General features: G+C 69.6%; 12 protein-coding genes. 11 read left to right on the plus strand and 1 reads right to left on the minus strand.

The annotated features are described in order from the left end of the window. Position 1: 1 nt before the first annotated feature. The 9 genes from KRAD_RS21310 (at position 2) to KRAD_RS21350 (ending at position 11,630) form a co-directional block, all read left to right on the plus strand. The gene (locus KRAD_RS21310) at positions 2-943 is read left to right on the plus strand and encodes a carbohydrate ABC transporter permease (protein ID WP_012087755.1); all 942 of its coding nucleotides are present in this window, start codon (positions 2-4) and stop codon (positions 941-943) included. Further along, a complete protein-coding gene (locus tag KRAD_RS21315; RefSeq protein WP_012087756.1) occupies positions 940-1,842 on the plus strand; it encodes a carbohydrate ABC transporter permease in 903 nt (300 codons plus the stop codon). Before KRAD_RS21310 ends, KRAD_RS21315 begins: the two co-directional genes overlap by 4 nt. 42 nt (positions 1,843-1,884) lie before the next feature. Then, positions 1,885-2,295 (plus strand): hypothetical protein, encoded by a 411-nt coding sequence (locus tag KRAD_RS26205; RefSeq protein WP_012087757.1) that lies wholly within the window; start codon positions 1,885-1,887, stop codon positions 2,293-2,295. After that, complete coding sequence (locus KRAD_RS21325; RefSeq protein ID WP_012087758.1) at positions 2,285-3,043, plus strand: sugar phosphate isomerase/epimerase family protein; 759 nt, start codon at positions 2,285-2,287, stop codon at positions 3,041-3,043. The genes KRAD_RS26205 and KRAD_RS21325 overlap by 11 nt, the downstream gene beginning before the upstream one ends. Next, positions 3,040-4,179 carry a Gfo/Idh/MocA family protein gene (locus tag KRAD_RS27720; RefSeq protein WP_012087759.1) on the plus strand — a complete coding sequence of 380 codons (1,140 nt, stop codon included), beginning with the start codon at positions 3,040-3,042 and terminating at the stop codon, positions 4,177-4,179. Before KRAD_RS21325 ends, KRAD_RS27720 begins: the two co-directional genes overlap by 4 nt. 441 nt (positions 4,180-4,620) lie before the next feature. Further along, entirely contained in the window at positions 4,621-7,002 is a 2,382-nt protein-coding gene (locus KRAD_RS21335; protein WP_203417644.1) for a glycoside hydrolase family 3 N-terminal domain-containing protein, read from the plus strand. Positions 7,003-7,165: 163 nt separating this feature from the next. After that, positions 7,166-8,356 (plus strand): sensor histidine kinase, encoded by a 1,191-nt coding sequence (locus tag KRAD_RS21340; protein ID WP_012087761.1) that lies wholly within the window; start codon positions 7,166-7,168, stop codon positions 8,354-8,356. Further along, entirely contained in the window at positions 8,353-9,081 is a 729-nt protein-coding gene (locus KRAD_RS21345; RefSeq protein WP_012087762.1) for a response regulator, read from the plus strand. Before KRAD_RS21340 ends, KRAD_RS21345 begins: the two co-directional genes overlap by 4 nt. A 203-nt stretch (positions 9,082-9,284) precedes the next feature. Next, on the plus strand, positions 9,285-11,630 hold the full coding sequence (locus tag KRAD_RS21350) for an MMPL family transporter (RefSeq protein WP_157873692.1): 2,346 nt from the start codon (positions 9,285-9,287) through the stop codon (positions 11,628-11,630). 273 nt (positions 11,631-11,903) lie between these two features. On the opposite strand, the gene KRAD_RS21355 is transcribed toward KRAD_RS21350, so the two are convergent. Then, a complete protein-coding gene (locus tag KRAD_RS21355; RefSeq protein ID WP_041293679.1) occupies positions 11,904-13,622 on the minus strand; it encodes an MDR family MFS transporter in 1,719 nt (572 codons plus the stop codon). 518 nt (positions 13,623-14,140) lie between these two features. On the opposite strand from KRAD_RS21355, the gene KRAD_RS21360 reads away from it, so the two are divergent. Further along, a complete protein-coding gene (locus tag KRAD_RS21360) occupies positions 14,141-15,481 on the plus strand; it encodes an MFS transporter (protein ID WP_012087765.1) in 1,341 nt (446 codons plus the stop codon). Continuing rightward, positions 15,478-18,033: an alpha-L-rhamnosidase gene (locus tag KRAD_RS21365; RefSeq protein WP_012087766.1), complete on the plus strand. Its 2,556-nt coding sequence runs from the start codon at positions 15,478-15,480 to the stop codon at positions 18,031-18,033. The genes KRAD_RS21360 and KRAD_RS21365 overlap by 4 nt, the downstream gene beginning before the upstream one ends. Positions 18,034-18,085: the final 52 nt, after the last annotated feature.

Here is an 18,085-nt window from a genome sequence, read left to right on the forward strand (position 1 = left end):
GATGAGGAAGACACGGAAGTGGAGCCGGTACCCGACGGGGGCGTTCTACGCCTTCATCAGCCCCTGGCTGATCGGGTTCACCCTGCTCACCGCCATCCCGCTGGTCTACGGGCTGCTGGTCAGCTTGACCAACTACGACGGCAGCTCCCCGCGCTGGAAGTGGATCGGACTACGCAACTACACCGAACTGCTCAGCGACGGTGACGCCTGGTCCGCGCTGCTGCGCACCCTGGCCTTCACCGCCATCGTCGTCCCGCTGAGCATCGCCGGGTCCCTGGGGCTGGCGGTCCTGCTGAACCGCAGGCTGCGGGCGGTCGGGTTGTGGCGGACCGTGTTCTTCCTCCCCTCCGTCGTCCCCGTCGTGGCGATGGCGATCATGTGGAAACTCGTGCTCAACCGCGACGCCGGCATCCTCAACGCGGCCCTGGGAGCCATCGGCCTCGGACCGGTCGCGTGGCTGTCCGCCCCGGCCTCCTTCTACGCCCTGGTCATCCTCATGCTCTGGGCCCTGGGCGGGGGCATGGTCATCATGCTCGCCGCACTGCAGGGCGTCCCGGTGGAGCTGGAAGAGGCGGCCACGATGGACGGTGCGGGTCGCTGGCGGGTCTTCCGCCACGTCACCGTCCCGATGATCTCCCCGATCCTCTTCTTCCAGGTCATCACCGGCGTCATCGGCGCCCTGCAGGTGTTCGTCCAGCCCCTGCTGCTCACCGGCTCCAGCGGAATCGCCGGGGCCGGAGCGGTCCCGGAGAGCAACCGCCTCTTTATGGTGCAGGTCTACCAGGAGTTCTTCCTCAGCAACCGCTTCGGTTACGGCTCGGCCATGCTGTGGGTCTTCTTCCTCATCATCCTGGGCCTGACCCTGATCCTGCTGCGCAGCAGCCGCTCCTGGGTGTTTTACGAAGTCGACACCGACGAAGACCAGAAGGCGGCAGCTCGATGACCTCCGAGACCACGACCCAGCCGGCGCCGGTGCAGCCGCCCAACTCCCGGGCACTGCGCAAGCAGCGGGTCCCGATTACCCGCCGCCGCCCCGGCTTCGTCTACGTCCTGCTCCTGGCTCTGGCGGTCTTCTTCGTCGGGCCCTTCCTGTGGCTGGTGATCTCAGCGCTGAAGAGCCCAGGGGAGTGGGCGGCCCTGCCCCTGCGCCTGCTGCCCGAGCAGGCGCAGTGGAGCAACTTCACCCGCGCCCTGGGCGACATGAACTTCGTCGGGTACGCGGGCAACTCCCTGTTCCTCTCCACCGCGTACTCCCTGCTCATTACCTTGACCAGCGCCGCGGTCGGCTTCGGTTTCGCCCGGCTGAAGGCCCCCGGCAAGCGCGGCCTGTTCCTGGTCGTCCTCTCGACCATGATGCTGCCCAACATCCTCACCCTGCTCCCGACGTACGTGCTGTTCTCCCGCATCGGGCTGATCAACACCTACTGGCCGTGGATCCTGTGGGGACTGGCAGCCTCGCCCTATCTGGTCTTCCTCTTCCGGCAGTTCTTCTCCGGCCTGCCCAAGGAGCTCGAAGACGCCGCCATCATCGACGGCGCCGGCTGGGGACGGATCTTCTTCGTCATCTTCCTGCCCCTCTCCCGGCCCGTCCTCATCACTTCCTTCCTACTGTCCTTCACCATGACCTGGGGGGACTACATCGCTCCCGCCCTGTTCCTGGACCTGGACCGTACGACCCTGGCCGTGGCCATCACCGCCTACTACCAGGACCCCAACGGCAACGTCATCCCCACCGTGCAAGCCGCCGCGGCCGGCATGTACATCCTGCCCGTGCTGCTGATCTTCTTCTTCGCTCAGCGCTACTTCATCCGATCCTCGGTCGGCTCGGGTATCAAGGGCTGACCGCACCTGCGCGCCGCACGCTGGCCGCCGGGTCGCTGCCGGATGGGTGCCGGGGTAGCGCGGTCCACAACGGACCGACCGCGGCGCACCCCGCTTCCGGTCAGCGCTGCGGCAGCCGCTTCGAACGCCCTGCACAGCAGCACCACCCGGCTGGACCTGCTGCTCGACCCGCTGCTCGACCCGCTGCTCGACCTGCTGCTCGACCTGCTGCTCGACCTGCTGCTCGACCTGCTGCTCGACCTGCTGCTCGACCTGCTGCTCGACCTGCTGCTCGACCTGCTGCTCGACGCGGTGACGGGCCCTGTCGATGCGCCAGCGCCACCCGGCTCTACCGGCACCGCCGGCTGCCTCACCCGTTCCGCCTTCCACCGTTTGGAGCCTTGTCATGTCAGCGTCTGCGTCCTCGTCCCCTTCCGTGCAGCTGTACAGCGTCAGAGACGCCATGGAGCGTGACCTCTCGGGCACGATCGCCCGCCTGGCCGACATCGGCTTCACCCATGTGGAGCCCTACGCCTTCGCGGAACGGACCGAGGAACTCGCCGCCGCCTTCACCGCCGCCGGGGTCAGTGCCCCCTCCGGACACGCCGCCGTCATCGACGCTGACGACCCCGCCCGGATCTTCGACGCGGCTGAGCGCCTGGGCATCAACGCCGTCATCGATCCCTTCGTGCCCAGCGAGCGCTGGCAGAGCATCGACGACGCTCACCGCCTCGCCGAGCGCGTCAACGAGCTGCAAACCCTAGCCGCAGCGCGCGGACTGCGCTTCGGCTACCACAACCACCAGTGGGAGTTCGCCAACCGCGTCCAAGGCCGCCCCGTCTACGAGCACTTCGTCGAGCACCTCAACTTCGACGTCATCCTCGAGCTGGACGCCTTCTGGTCCACCGTCGGCGGCATGGACACCCCCGCCCTGCTGCAGTCGCTGGGCGCGCGGGTGCAGTTCATCCACGTCAAGGACGGCATCATCGGCGGCGACATCGCCACCTCCCTGCCCAGCAGCGACAGCGCCTTGGACGTACCGCCCAGCCTTAGCGCCGCCTTCAAGCAGCAGACCCCCGCCGGTCAAGGCGAGGTCGGCGTGAAGGCCATCCTCGCCGCCGCCCCGCAGGCCGTGCGCGTGGTGGAGTTCGACGACTACGCCCACGACATCTTCGAGGGCCTCGCCGCCTCCCTGACCTGGCTGCAGGAGAACGACCGATGAGCATCCCCACCACCCCGGGCGTGAAGGTGACCCCGAGCGCGAACGCCGTCGGCGTCGGCGTCATCGGCGCCGGCGTCATCAGCGGCACCTACCTCGAGCACATGCACCAGTACCCCGACCTGCGCGTCCTCGGCATCGCCGACGTCGACGCCGAGCGGGCCCGCGCCCAGGCCGAGGCCTACGCGGTGCCCTGGCACGGCAGCGTCGCGGACCTGCTAGCCATCGACGACATCGAGATCGTCGTCAACCTCACGATCCCCGCCGTGCACGCCGAGATCGACCACCAAATCATCGCCGCCGGCAAGAACGTGTGGAGCGAGAAGCCGCTGGCCCTGGACCGCGACTCCGCCACCCAGCTGCTCAAGGCCGCCGAGGCGGCGGGGGTGCGGGTGGCGTGCGCACCGGACACCGTCCTGGGCGCGGGCATCCAGACGGCGATGCGTCAGATCGCCGCCGGGGCGATCGGTGAGCCGTTGACGGCGAGCACCACCTTCCAGGCCCCCGGCCCCGAGGCCTGGCACCCCAACCCGGACTTCCTCTACGCCGCCGGCGCCGGCCCGCTGCTGGACATGGGCCCGTACTACCTCACCACCCTCGTCCACACCTTCGGGCCCGTCGCCGCGGTCAGTGCCGTCTCCTCCCGCTCCCACGAGCAGCGCACCATCGCCAGCGGCCCCCGACAGGGGGAGCGGTTCAGCGTGCAGGTGCCCACCCACCACGCGGCGCTGATCCGCTTCGAGTCCGGGCAGTCCGCCCAGTCCACCTTCAGCTTCCAAAGCGCCCTCATGCGCCTCGGCGTGGTGGAGATCAGCGGCACCGAAGGCACCCTCGTCCTGCCCGACCCCAACACCTTCGAGGGGGAGAGCACCCTCTGGCGCTTCGGTGAGGACACCCCCACGACCGTGCCGCAGCAGGGCAGCGCCTACGGGCGTGGAGCGGGAGTCGTCGACCTCGCCCGCGCCTTGCGCGCGGGAACGCCGGAGACAGCCAGCGGTGCGGTGGCCGCCCACGTCCTCGACACCCTGCTCGCCATCTCCGAAGCGGCTGAGCAGGGCCAGAGCGTGGACGTGACCTCCACGGTGCCCCAGCCCACCCGGCTGGCGGAGACCTGGGATCCGCGGGAAGCTACCCTCTGACCCTTGGGTAGCGCTCGACCCACTGTCGCCGCCCCAGCACGACGCGACGCGACGCAGCGCGCCTCAGTACGTCTCGCCCCGGTCGCCTCGACGCCCCTGTCTGCTTAGCGCCGCTGAGTCGCGAGCAGGCAGGGGACGTCAGCGATTCCACCGAGCGAGCACCTGAGCCGAGACACAGCCGGTAGGGCGACCGATCCACCGCGCTAGACGCAGACAGCTGCAGGTTGCGTCGTTGCCGTAGTGACCCGGGAGTCCGCCAGACTCCACCGGTGCGCCACGTATCTTCGTAGCCCGCAGCGCCCAGCCTGTTCGCCTCCGCTCATGCTCCCCGGCTGAGACAGCGCCGGTTCTCCGGCCGATACAGCGCCAGGGACCTGAGGCACGAGCAGCAGCCTTCCACGACGCACTAGGGACGACGACGTCGTCAGCGAGAGGAACACCGTGTCGGTACCCGAAGCTTTCCGCGATGCGTCCTTGTGCGTCGACGAACGCGTCAGTGACCTCCTGGCCCGCATGAGCCTGCAGGAGCGGGCAGCGCAGGTGGCTGCACCGTTCGGGGCCACCGTCGATGTCCACCACCCCCCAGTCGAAGGGTGGGGTTGCGTCCTGGCCGGCTTCTCGACCCTGGGGCTACCATCGCGCGAGACGGCCATCAGGATCAACGAGCTGCAGCGCAAACACCTGGAGCAGACTCGCCTGGGCATTCCCGTGCTGGTGGCGGAGGAGGCGCTGCTGGGCCTGAAGGTCCGCGACGCGGTGACCTTCCCCGAGGCCATCGCCCAAGCCGCCACCTGGGATCCGCAGCTCATCGAGACGATGGGGCGCACCATCGGGGGCCAGATGAGTGCCCTCGGCGTGCGCCAAGCCCTCGCCCCGCTGGCCGACGTGGCTCGCGACCCACGCTGGGGACGCGTGGAGGAGACCTACGGCGAGGAGCCCTACCTGGTCGGCGCCATGGCCACCGCCTTCGTCCGCGGGGTCCAGGAAGCCGACCCAGTCCGGCCCTCGATCGCCACCCTGAAGCACTTCGTCGGCTACAGCGCCAGCGCCGGCGGACGCAACACCGACGCGGTGTCCCTGGGGCCGCGGGAGCTGCGGGAGGTGCACACCGTCGCTTTCGAGATGGCCATCCGCGACGGCGGCGCCCGGGGAATCATGCCCTCCTACAACAGCATCGACGGTGTTCCCGTCACCGGCTCCCGCGCCCTGCTCAGCGACCTGTTGCGCGACGAACTCGGCTTCGACGGGCTCGTCATCTCCGACCTGGCCGCGGTCAGCCAACTGCACACCAAGCACCTCACGACCCCTGACCTGGTGGCCGCTCAAGCCCGGGCCATCGGGGCCGGTGTCGACCTGGATCTGGACAACCAGGTGTCTACCTCCGCCCTGGTGCAGGCGGTGCAGCGCAGGCTGCTCACCGAGGCCGACCTGAACCGGGCGGTGGCTGCGGTCCTGCGGGCGAAGTTCGAGCTGGGCCTGTTCGAGAACCCCTACGTCGACGTGGACGCCGTTCCGCAGACCTTCGACTCCGATGCGGAGCGCGCACTGGCTCGGCGCATCGCCGAAGCCTCCATCGTGCTGCTGCAGAACGATCCGGTCGCTTCCACGCCCGACGATGCGCCGGGGAATACTCCGTTGCTGCCCCTGAACCCCGCCATCGCCACCGTCGCGGTCATCGGTCCCAACGCCGATCGCCTCATGGGGCAGCTGGGCCACTACAGCTACCACGTCCTGGACAGCACAGTCCGGCGTTTCGCCGCGGCCGCTGACCCCAGCGCCAGGGCGGAGGACGTGGCCGACCTGGCCGGACAGACCGGCGCCGATGCGGCCCACCGGATGGTGGAATCAGTTCCGGTGGTGACGTTCCTGGAAGGTATTCGCCGTCGCCTGCCCCACGCGCAGGTGCTGCACGAGCGTGGTTGCCCGGTCGCCGAGGCCGACCGTTCCGGCTTCGCCGCCGCCGTGCAGGCGGCCACCCGCGCCGAGGTTACCGTCCTCGTCGTCGGTGACCAGGCGGGCATCAACTCCTGGGGCACGGTGGGGGAAGGCCTGGACAGCGCCGACTGTGACCTGCCCGGTGTGCAGCGCGAGCTCGTCGAGGCCGTGGTAGCGACCGGTACTCCTACGGTCGTGGTCCTCAGCCACGGGCGGGCCTATGCCATGGACTGGCTGCCCGCGACGGTTCCGGCGATCGTCACCACCTTCTTCGGCGGTGAGGAGGCCGGTACCGCGTTGGCGTCGGTGCTGTTCGGGGATGTGAACCCGGCCGGACGCCTGCCCATCGCGCTGCTGAACACCGCCGCAGCCGCACCCCTGCCGTACTGGCGCGCGCTGCAACAGCCGAGCTACGTCGATGGTGTCGCTGAGGCCGTCTTCGCCTTCGGCCACGGCCTCAGCTACACCCGCTTCGCGTACAGTGACCTAGCCCTCGCCCAGGCCGCGGTGGGTACCGAGGACGTGATCAGGTTGTCGTTCACGGTGGCCAACGTGGGCGATCGTCCCGGCGATGAGGTGGTTCAGGTCTACGGCCGAGACGTCACCGCCCGCACCGCCCGCCCCTATCGCAAGCTGGTGGGCTTTCACCGCCTGCACCTTCAAACCGGTGAGAGCGCGCGGGTGAGCGCAGTCGTTCCCGCCAGCCTGTTCGCTCTGTGGGATCCCGAAGACGGCTGGATCGTCGAACCCGGTGCTGTGGAGCTCTTCGTCGGTGGCTCCTCGGCTGAGACGCCCCTGCGCGCGGGGGTGACACTGACCGGCGACGTTCACCGCGCCGGCGCCACCCGCGCTCTGAGCAGCACGGTGCGGGCGCACTCCCTGCCCTGATGCCGACCAGCCTGAGGACACCCCGGCTGTGAGCGCGCCTCCAGCGCCGAGGACTCCTGGGGTGGCGGGGCACCTCGTCACTGACGGAGCCCGGAGCACCTGCGACTACCCTCTTCAGGTGGGCGTGCAGCCAGGACCTCGACAACGACCGGGGAAGGCTCAGGTGCTCCTCCGCGCCCGAGCACTGTGGCGTGGCAGCCCTTTGTGGCTCACCGCCCGGGTGTGGGAGCGCATCTGGGACCTCGTCCTCATCGCGACGCTGGTGGTGGTGGGTCTGCGTTTCATCGTGGGTAGCGCCGACGCGCTGGAGCTGGCCGGCACCTGTGCCGGGGTGGCGATCGCCACGGTCCGCCGGCGCGCTCCGCGGGCGGTGCTGGTGCTGTTGATGCTGGCGTCGGTCATCCTGCCGTGGTGGCACCCCTCCTCTCCGGTGGGCTTGTGGGTCACGACCCAGGTGGCGCTGTTCGCTGTGTCCCTGCGATGCGAGCGCCGGTGGTCGTTGACGGTGGCGGCTCTGCTGTGTGTCGGTCTGTACCTGGTCACCGTCGGCGTCTACGGCCCTGCGCCGCTGGATCCGATGTCGCTGGCGGTGCTGCTGTGGACCGTGGCGGTGGCCGGCGCCGCCATGACGCTACGCGCCCAGCACGAGACCGTTCAGGCCCTGACGGAGAGGACCGCGGCGGTGCTCGCCGCGCGAGACAGCGAGATCGAGCAGCATCTGAGCGCCGAGCGGCTGCGCATCGCTCAGGACCTGCACGACTCCGTGGCTCACACCATCTCCGGGATCTCCCTGCAGGCTGGTGCCGCCGAACGGGCCCTGACCCAGCGTCCTCAGGACGCCGCCGCCGCCTTAGCCGCCATCCGCACCGCGAGCCGGGAATCCCTCGTGGAGCTGCAGCAGATCCTCGGAGTCCTGCGCGATCAAGACCCTGCCGCCTCCGCGCCTGCTCCGGCCCTGGCCTCCCTGCTGGTTGAGACAAGCAAGGAGGGGGGAGCGGTCACCGTGGCACCTGACCTTGAGCTCTCCGCCCTGCCCGCCGCCACCGCCGTGGCCTTGGTCCGCATCGCCCAGGAGGCGGTCACCAACGCCCGCCGCCACGGCACCGGGCCGGTCAGCGTGGAGCTCAGCACCGTCGGGGACGACGTCGTGCTGCAGGTCAGCAATACCATCGCTGCACCGCCCTCCGGGACCGGGGCGCAACGCGGTGATGTGATCAGCGGGGGATTCGGCCTGATGGGGATGCACGAGCGGGCCACCGTGCTCGGGGGGACGTTGATCGCCGGTCCGTCCGGCCGCACCTTCCGGGTGCAGGCGGTACTACCGCTGCGCGCTGCCTCGACGGTGCGCCCGTGACCGGGTCGGCGACCGCGTTGCGGGTCCTGGTCGTCGACGACCAACCGCTGGCTCGATCGGGCATCACCGGCATCCTCGCCGGTGCCGCGCAAGTGCAGGTGGTGGGGGAGGCTGCCGACGGTCAGCAGGCGCTGGAGCTCATGGAAGAGCTCGAGCCCGACGTCGTGCTGCTGGACCTGCGGATGCCGGTGCTCGGTGGCGTGGAGGTCCTGCGCCGCCTGCGGGCCCAGGAGCGCTTCGCCGCCGTCCGGGTCGTGGTGCTGACGACCTTCGACGGCGACGATGAGGTCGTGCAGGCCATGGCCGCCGGCGCCGACGGCTTCCTCAGCAAGGCCAGTGACCCCGACGACATCCTGCAGGCGATCACGAGCGTGGCCTCCGGTGACATCGCCTTGTCCCAGCGCGCCCTACGGGCCGTCGTCGCGGGCCTGCCCACCCCCACACCCGCCGACGACCGCGCCCAGAGAACGGGGGCTGGAGGTGAGGGGGCAGTGGAGGTCGCACGCCTGCGGGCTCGAGTGGAGCTGCTCACCGCCCGTGAGCGAGACGTCGTCGTCGCCGTCGCCCGAGGCTTGGACAACACCCAGATCGGTGAAGAACTCTTCATCTCACCCTTGACGGTGAAGACGCACGTCTCACGGGCCATGACCAAGCTGCGCGTGCGAGACCGTGCCCAACTGGTCGCCATCGCCTACCGCGCCGGGATCGCCAACCCGCCGCGCTGAGCGGCGCACCGTTCCGACTCCGGTGCGCCCCCGGCGCCCTGCGTACTCCCGTGGGAGTACTCCCCGGCGAGGACCGGCGCGCTCCGGCTGGACGACGACACGACCCCGCCTCGAGGGCGAACCTGGTGGAGTCAGGTTTCTCGCGCTCACCGACCACCCGGCTGGCTCGCCGGTCCGGTGCTGCGCTTTCGGAGAGGTTTCTCATGGCTCGTCTGCTCTACCGGTTGGGCGCTTTCAGCGCCCGGCACCGGATCGCCTTCCTCATCGGCTGGCTGGTGGCGTTGGGCGTCCTCGTCGTCACCGCGCTGACCGGGATGCGTTTCAGCGACGGGTCCTTCGACGTCCAGGGCACCGAGTCCAGCCGGGCGCTGACCACGGTGCAGGAGGACTTCCCCAGCGGGCCGAGCGACTCCTCCCTGCAGCTGGTGACCCGAGCAGAGGCCGGCGCAATCAGCGACCCGGCCCACGCCCAGGATCTGCAGACGGCGTTGCAGCAGATCCGAGACCTCCCGCACGTGACGTCGGTCAGCGACCCGCTGGACCCGACGAACCCTCGCGTGTCCGGTGACGGGAGCACCGCCGTGGCCACCGTGACCGTGGAGGAAGTCTCCGAGCACGAGGCCGACCGGGTGCACCAGAGCGTCGTCGACGTAGCGAAGACCCTGCGCGCGGATGGCTTCGACGCCGAGGTCGGGGGGACCCTGGCCAACCCCATCCCGCAGATTTTGGGCCCGACCGAGATCGTCGGCGCGCTGCTGGCCTTCGGCGTCCTCGTGCTCACTTTCGGCTCCCTGGTCGCGGCCGGGGCCAACATGGCCGGCGCGCTGCTCGGGGTCGGCGTCGGAATCCTGGGGGTCCTGGCCGCTTCGGTGGTGCACCCCATCGGCAGCACCACCCCCATCCTGGCCGTGATGCTGGGGTTGGCCGTCGGCATCGACTACTGCCTCTTCGTCATCGCCCGCTTCCGCTCAGAGCTGCTGGCCGGGCGCGACGTCCTCGACGCCATTGGGCGTGCGACTGGCACCGCCGGCTCCTCGGTCGTCTTCGCCGCCGCCACGGTCATCATCGCTCTGGCAGGATTGAGCCTGGTCGGCATCTCCTTCATCACCGAGATGGGGTTGGCCGCCGCCTTCGCCGTCCTGGTCGCGGTGCTGATGACGCTCACCTTCCTGCCGGGCCTGCTGGCCGGCATGGGTCACCGCGCGCTGAGCCGACGTGACCGACGCCGCCTCGAGGCCGGCCGGGCCTACGCCCAGCAGGAGGAGCACACGCACGACTCGCACGACGAGTCGCACCAGACCGCGCGCGAGGCCGCGCACCGCGCCTCGACGCCGGGCTTCCTGCGCAGCTGGGTGCTGCTGGTCACCCGCCGCCCGATCGTCTCGGCCCTGTCCGCGATCGTGGTGTTGCTGGTGGCTGCGGTGCCGGTGCTTTCGCTGAGCACCACCTTGAACAATCCTGGCGGCGAGGACCCCGACAGCACCCAGCGCGCCGCCTACGACCTGATCGCCAAGGAGTTCGGCGCCGGCTTCCAGGACCCGCTGGTGGTGCTGGCTGAAGGGGACGCGGCGGCCCTGACCCCGTCCTTGCCGCAGGTGCAGAAGCTCATCGCCGGTGTCGAGGGGGTCGCCTCTGTGACACCGGCGCTGCCCAGCGCAGACGGCGCCGCGGCGCTGCTGCAGGTGGTCCCCACCACCGGCCCGCTGGACGAGCGCACCCGCGAGCTCGTGCTGGACTTGCGCGAACACGCCGCCGACGTACCTGGGGTGCGGCTGTCGGTCACCGGGGCCACCGCCTTGGGACTGGACTCCGACCAGCAGTTGCGCGATGCGCTCGCGACCTACTTGGTCGTCGTCGTCGGCCTGGCCCTGCTGCTGCTCATCGTGATGTTCCGCTCGATCCTGGTCCCGGTCATCGCCACCCTGGGCTTCCTGCTTTCGCTGGGCGCCGGCATCGGTGCGGCGGTCGCGGTGTTCCAGTGGGGCTGGCTGGACGCCGTCATCCCCGCCCCGCAAGGCAACCCGCTACTGAGCTTGCTGCCCATCATCCTCACCGGCATCCTGTTCGGGCTGGCGATGGACTACCAGGTGTTCCTCGTCTCCCGCATGCACGAGGCGCACGTGCGTGGTGCCTCCCCGCGCCAAGCCATCATCGATGGATTCAGTCGATCGGCTCCGGTCGTGGTCGCCGCGGCTTCCATCATGGCCGCCGTCTTCGGTGGGTTCGCTCTCAGCCACTCCTCCCTGGTCGCCTCCATCGCCTTGGGTCTGGCGGTGGGAGTGATTGCCGACGCCTTCCTGGTCCGCATGATCTTCGTCCCCGCCACCCTGGCCCTGCTGGGGCGGACCGCGTGGTGGATGCCGCGCTGGTTGGAGCGCGTCCTGCCCCACCTGGACACTGAGGGACTGTCGCTGGAGGACGCCGAGCACCGTCTCGATCACCGCCCTGATCAGCACCCTGTTGCTCCTCAGGCCACACCGCCGTCGTCGCCATCTCTGGCTCCCCGCGGTCCCGCTGCCTCGGAGCAGCTCGACTCCCAGCGAGAGTGAGCCGCTTGGCAGTGCGGTTGGTCGATCACGAAGTAGGCGTGACCGGCGACCCGACACTGGGCTCACACCACTGAGGGGAGCCGAGGAGCTGCGCGAACTGACGCCTTGCACGGGTGACGGGTTGTCCGGGCTGGTGCGTGGCACGTCCTGACCTGCCGCGTCGTTCGCCGCGACCGCTCAGCGGCCGCGGCGAACGACGTCAGGCGTGGTCGCGACCAGTCGCCGATCTTCCTCTCAGGGGCTGACGTGCCGGCGCCGACGTCAGCGCCGGCGTCACTGGAGCTGAGGCGGCCTGGGCTGATGTCCGTCCCGGCCCTCGATAGGGACTACGTCGCTGCGTGCAGCAGGTGCCGGCAGGGCAGGCCCGTCGGCTGCCGCACTGGTGCTCGCCTGCAACGAGGATGAGCGGTGTGCGGCTTCCAAAGCCTCAGCCTCCTCCCCGCCGATGGCTTCACCGCGGGCGATGAGGCCGGCGACGTCGGCCAAAGGGATCTGCTTGAGGACCAGAGCCAGGATGAGAGCGATGGCGGTGAAGGGCAGCAGATACCAGAAGACCGGGGCTAGGGCGTCGGCGTAGGCGGCGACGATGCCCTCGCGCACGGTGGTAGGCAACTGCTGCAGCGTTGCGGGGTCCAAGGTGGCGGTGGCCCGCGCGGCGGCTCCAGCTGAGGCCCCGGCACCGGTGAAGACGTCGGTAAGGCCTTCGGTGAGGCGAGTGGTGAAGATGGTGCCGAAGACGGCGGTGCCCAGTGCCGCTCCCACTTCGCGGAAGTAGTTGTTGGTGCTGGTGGCGGTGCCGATGAGGTCCGGGGTCACGGCGTTCTGCGCAACCAGGACGATGACCTGCATGATCAGGCCGAGGCCGGCGCCGAAGACGAGGAGGTATCCGCAGATCAGCCAGAGGGCGGTGCCGGCCTCCAGGGTGGTCATGGCCAACATCGCCATCGCGGCGAGCAGGGTGCCGAGGATGGGGAACAGCTTGTAGCGCCCGGTGCGGGTGATCTCGCGACCGGAGACGATGGAGGTCCCGATGAGCCCCACCATCATCGGCAGCAGCAGCAGCCCCGAGACGGCGGCGGAGGTGCCCGAGGACATCTGCAGGAACGTCGGCACGAAGCCTATGGCGGCGAACATGCCGATGCCCAAGGTCAGCCCGATGGCTGTGGCGTTCATGAAGGTGGGGTTGCGGAAGAGGGTCAGCGGGATGATCGGGTCCGCGGCGCGGGACTCGATGAGCACGAAGGCTGCGGCGGAGAGGACCAGCCCGGCGCCCAGCAACCACGTCTCCACCGCACCCCAGCCGTGGTCGGAGTCGCCACCGAAGTCGGCGAAGATGATCAGGCAGGTGGTCGCGAGGGAGAGGGCGATGACCCCGGCCACGTCGATCGGCTTCGTCGCCTTCTTGTTCGGCAGGGTCAGGGCGAGTAGGGCGATGACGAAGGCGGCGATGCCGATGGGGATGTTGATGTAGAAGGCCCAGCGCCAGCTGAGGTGGTCCACGAAGAAGCCGCCGAGCAGTGGGCCGCCGATGGCGGAGAGGCCGAAGACGGCGCCGAGGGGTCCGAGGTACTTGCCGCGTTCGGCGGCGGGGACGATGTCGGCGATGATCGCTTGGGAGAGGATCATCATCCCGCCCCCGCCGAGGCCCTGGGCGGCGCGGAAGAGGACGAAGGTCCAGAAGTCGGTGGCGAAGGCGCACCCGATCGAGGCGAGGGTGAAGACGGCGATGGCGATGAGGAAGAGGCGTCGCCGGCCCAAGACGTCGCCGAACTTGCCGTAGATGGGCATGACGATGGTGGTGGCCAGCAGGTAGGCGCTGGTGATCCAGGCCTGGTGCTCAACCCCGCCGAGGTTGCCGACAATGGTGGGCATGGCGGTGCCGACGATGGTCTGGTCCAGGCTGGAGAGGAACATTCCGGCGATCAGGGCGCTGAAGATGATCCAGATCCTGCGCCGGGTGAGCAGCAGGGGTGTGGGCTGCGGGGTGGTCATGAGGTCCATTCGCTTCGCGGTGTGCGGGTCGAGAGCCGATACCGAAGGTGGGGGCGAGGTGTGGAGCACTTGGGCGGGGCAGAATCGGCCGCGGTGTGGACTGCTGGGCCGTGAGTGCAGGCGAGGAGCGTGCACCACGTCCGTCGAGACGGTGAGCGCGGTGGCCCGTTCCGCGACCTCGTCCGCCGCGGCCATCGTTGAACATCGCCTGCGCCGGGCGGCTCACCTGGCAGTGCTGGCGAGGACGTGGTGGCGCTAGCGCGCTGCATCGACGCCGTGGGTGCGAACGCGTCGACGGCGCAAGGTGGTGGTCGTCCTGGTTGCAACGAACGCCTGCGTAGGTATGGGCTGAACGCAGGTCGGTGCGTGGCTACCCGAGCAAAGCTTGGCACGATTCAAAAAGTACCCGACGCCGGTTGACGCGCGTCAATAGACCATGGTTCTCTACAGAGGCCTCACGCAGGTGTGAGCCCTCGACCGTGCCGCCCACCCGATGATGGGTCGCGAAAGGACACGTCATGAGACGTCGGCCAGCCAATCCCGCTGTACCCCTCGACCCCGCGACCGAAGCGTCACTCGACCTCACCGGCGCCAATCTGATCACGGACGATCAGGTATCCGCGTCCGCGTCCGCGCCCACGCGCCGGGTCGGGGCCGGCTTCACCGCCGTCTACACGTTCACCTACTTCGGCTTCTTCCTCGTCCTGTTCATGCCGGCCCTCTTCAGCCTGGCCTACAAGATCCAGATGATGGACCCGGCGAACAAGGAATCCGGCCTCGGGGTCGTGGTGGGCGTGGGGTCCCTCGTCAGCCTCGTCGCCGGGCCGATCTTCGGCGTTATCAGCGACGCTACCCGCCTGCGGTGGGGACGCCGCCGGCCCTTCCTGGTCGCTGGCTTGCTGCTCAGCGCCCTCAGCGCCCTCATCGTCGCCACCGCCTCCAACCTCGCCATCGTCCTGCTCGGCTGGATCGTGGCGCAGTTGGGCGGTAGCGCCATCAGCGCCGCGCTGAACCCCGCCCTTCCCGAACACGTGCCCCCCGCCCAGCGCGGAAAGATCGGCGCGCTCAGCGGAGTGGCCTCTTCGGTCGCCGGCGTCGGGGCGACCCTGCTCGGCAGCTTCCTCACCGGCAACCTGCTTCTGCTCTTCCTCCTTCCCAGTGTCGTGCTGGCCGTCGGCGTCGCGTTGTGGCTCATCGTCATCCCTGACGCGCCCGCTCCCGCCGAGATGCCACGACCTTCACCTGCCAGTGTCCTGCGCGCGCTGGTGTTCGATCCCCGCCGCCACCGCGATTTCGCCTGGGTGTGGTTGGGCAAGTTCTGCCTGCAGATCGGAATCGCCTTCTTCGGCACCTACCAGCTGTACTTCCTGCTCGAACGGCTTGGTTACAGCGCTGAGGTGGCAGGCCGCCAGCTCGCTGCGGTCGGGGGCCTCAGCCTGGTGGTGACCATGATCTTCACCCTCGGTGGAGGGTACCTCTCCGACCGGCTGCGCCGACGCAAGGCGTTCTTGTACGTGGCCGCATTCCTTGTGGCCACCGGCTTGGTGGTCGCCAGCCTGGCCCCCAACTTCCTCGTGTACGCCATCGGTGGGCTCATCCTCGGAGCCGGTACCGGCGCCTTCAACTCCGTCGACCTCGCACTGGCCGCCGACGTGCTGCCCAGCCAGAGCGAGGGCGGCAAATGGATGTCCATCTACTACCTCTCAGGCTCTCTCGCCGGGGCCATCGGACCGATCGTCGCGCCCCTCGTGCTGGCCATCGGAGCCGGTGGAGCCAACTACACGGTTCTCTTCGCCGCCGGCGGGGTCATCTCCCTGGGCGCGATCATCACTGCCTCGCAGGTCAAGGGTGCCCGATGACGGCGGCGGAGGGGGCGCCGCCCCCCGCAGAACCCGACCAAGACCGAGACCAGGACCAGGAAGGACCGCACCCCGTGCCCACGCCGTGGACCGCCCACTTCATCAGCACCGCCACTCCCGCCGCGGCCGAAGACCCCGCGCTGTACTTCCGGCGGGACTTCACCGTCGCACCGGGACTGCGTCGCGCCGTGCTCCACGTCAGTGCCCTCGGCGTCATCGAGCCGTACCTGAACGGGCGTCGGGTCGGGGACGACGTCCTGGCCCCCGGCTGGACCTCCTACCGGCACCGTCTGAACGTCAGCCGTCACGACGTGACCGCGGAGGTGAGAGAGGGACCCAACACCGTGGGCGCCGTCGTGGGACAGGGGTGGGCGGTCGGGCGCCTGGGTTTCGAGCACCAGTGCCACCACTACAGCGACCGGCCCGCGCTCTTCGCGCAGCTGGAGCTGGAGTACGCCACGCACAGCGAGGTCATCGGCAGTGACGCCACCTTCCGGGTCGGCACCGGGGGAGTGCGCGCCAACAGCATCTACGACGGCGAAACCTACGACGCGGGCCTGGAGCCCGAGGGGTGGTGCGCTCCCGGCTTCGACGACTCGACGTGGCAGGCACCCACCCACCTGGACTGGCCCTCGCACACCCTGCAGGTGGCCATCACCCCACCCATCCGACGCGTCGAGGAGCTCGCTGCGCTGACGGTGCTGAGCACCCCGAGTGGACGCACCGTCGTAGACTTCGGCCAGGTCTTGACCGGCTGGGTGCGCCTGCAGGTGCAGGGAGACGCCGGGCGCACGATCACCCTGCGCCACGCCGAGGTGCTGACCTCCCAGGGTGAGCCGGAGTACGAGACGCTGCGCACCGCGCAGGCCACCGACCGCTTCGTCCTGCGCGGCGCTGGCGTGGAGCACTTCGAGCCCCGCTTCACCTTCCACGGGTTCCGCTACGTCGAGGTGGAGGGCTGGCCCGGTGAGCTGAACCCCGACGCGATGCGTGCTGTCGTCGTGCACAGCGACATGACCCGCACCGGCTGGTTCGAAAGCTCCCACGCCCTGCTGAACCGGTTGCACGAGAACGTGGTGTGGTCCATGCGCGGCAACTTCGTCGGGGTACCCACCGACTGCCCTCAACGCGATGAGCGACTGGGCTGGACCGGAGACCTCAACGCCTTCGCCCCCACCGCTGCCTTCCTCTACGACGTCCGCGGCGTCCTGGGCTCCTGGCTGGCCGACCTGGCCGCGGAGCAGGCGGACAAGGGGGTCGTGCCCTGGGTGGTCCCCGATGTCCTCAGCACCCCCTCCGCCCCCACAGCCCTGTGGAGCGACGTCGCCGTGAGCCTGCCGTGGACCCTGTACTGGGAACACGGCGACCTGGAGATCCTGCGCCGCAGCTACCTGTCCATGTCCGCCTTCGTCCACCAGGTCGAGGCGCTGCTCGACGAGCGGGGCCTGTGGAACACCGGCTACCAGTTCGGTGACTGGCTGGACCCCGACGCCCCGCCCGAGGACGCAGCCGGCGGTAAGACGGATCGGTACCTGGTGGCCTCGGCCTACTTCTGCCGCACCACGCAGATCATGGCCCAGACCGCGGCCCTGCTGGAGCAGACCGCGGACGCCGAGCACTTCGCGGATCTGGCGCGACGCGTGCGCAGCGCCTTCCGCCACGAGTTCGTCAGCGCCTCCGGACGCCTGGTCAGCGAATCGGCCACCGCCTACTCCCTTGCCCTGTGTTTCGACCTGCTCGAGGAGGACCAGCGGCGGACCGCCGGCGACCGGCTGGCCGAGCTGGTGCGCAAGGCCGGCTACACCGTCTCCACCGGCTTCGCCGGTACCCCCCTGGTGGCCCACGCCCTCTCTGAGACCGGGCACCTGGACGCGGCCTACTTCCTACTCACCGAGACCGACCGGCCGTCGTTCCTCTACCCCGTCACGATGGGTGCTACGACGATCTGGGAGCGGTGGGATGCGGTCCTGCCCGACGGAACGCTCAACTCCACTGGCATGACCTCGCTGAACCACTACGCGCTGGGGGCGGTCGCCAGTTGGCTGCACCGCGTCGTCGGTGGCCTGCAAGCCGAGGAAGCTGGCTACCGACGGATGCGCATCGCCCCGCAGCCCGGCCCGGGGGTCACCTCAGCCCACGTGAGCCACCAGACCGGGTACGGCACCGTAGACGTCGCATGGGTGGTGCAGGCCGGCACGGTTTCCCTGGACGTGACCATCCCCGAGGGCACCAGAGCTCGCGTCGTCCTTCCCCTGCACCCGGACCTGACCGAGACCGAGGTGGGTGGCGGCACCCATCACTGGTCCTACCCGGCGCCGGCGGGATGGGGCGAGCGCACGATGTTCACGCTGGACACGCCGCTGAAGACCATCGCTGACGACCCGCTCACCTGGAAGGCGGTCAGCCGGGTCTTCAAGAAGCACCTGCCCTTTCCCGTCGACGGCTCGGCGCCGGAAGCGGCAGCCATGCCGCTGCGGACGTTGCTGGGCCTCATTCCCCACGCCTCCGCGCAGCTGCGGGACGACCTCGAGGCGGCGTTGCAGACCGTGTGAGGTCGCCACGCACGCCATCGAGGTCCGGCGCACCACGCGGTGCGCCTTCGTC

This window comes from Kineococcus radiotolerans SRS30216 = ATCC BAA-149, assembly GCF_000017305.1.
GTDB classification, from domain to species: Bacteria; Actinomycetota; Actinomycetes; order Actinomycetales; family Kineococcaceae; genus Kineococcus; species Kineococcus radiotolerans.

What these genes read in the sequence shown, in the direction of transcription:
- KRAD_RS26205 (WP_012087757.1), top strand. Translation starts at nt 1,885, where the DNA reads ATGGGTGCCGGGGTAGCGCGGTCCACAACGGACCGACCGCGGCGCACC.
- KRAD_RS21310 (WP_012087755.1), top strand. Translation starts at nt 2, where the DNA reads ATGAGGAAGACACGGAAGTGGAGCCGGTACCCGACGGGGGCGTTCTAC.
- KRAD_RS21360 (WP_012087765.1), top strand. Translation starts at nt 14,141, where the DNA reads ATGAGACGTCGGCCAGCCAATCCCGCTGTACCCCTCGACCCCGCGACC.
- KRAD_RS27720 (WP_012087759.1), top strand. Translation starts at nt 3,040, where the DNA reads ATGAGCATCCCCACCACCCCGGGCGTGAAGGTGACCCCGAGCGCGAAC.
- KRAD_RS21355 (WP_041293679.1), bottom strand. Translation starts at nt 13,622, where the DNA reads ATGACCACCCCGCAGCCCACACCCCTGCTGCTCACCCGGCGCAGGATC.
- KRAD_RS21350 (WP_157873692.1), top strand. Translation starts at nt 9,285, where the DNA reads ATGGCTCGTCTGCTCTACCGGTTGGGCGCTTTCAGCGCCCGGCACCGG.
- KRAD_RS21365 (WP_012087766.1), top strand. Translation starts at nt 15,478, where the DNA reads ATGACGGCGGCGGAGGGGGCGCCGCCCCCCGCAGAACCCGACCAAGAC.
- KRAD_RS21315 (WP_012087756.1), top strand. Translation starts at nt 940, where the DNA reads ATGACCTCCGAGACCACGACCCAGCCGGCGCCGGTGCAGCCGCCCAAC.
- KRAD_RS21325 (WP_012087758.1), top strand. Translation starts at nt 2,285, where the DNA reads ATGGAGCGTGACCTCTCGGGCACGATCGCCCGCCTGGCCGACATCGGC.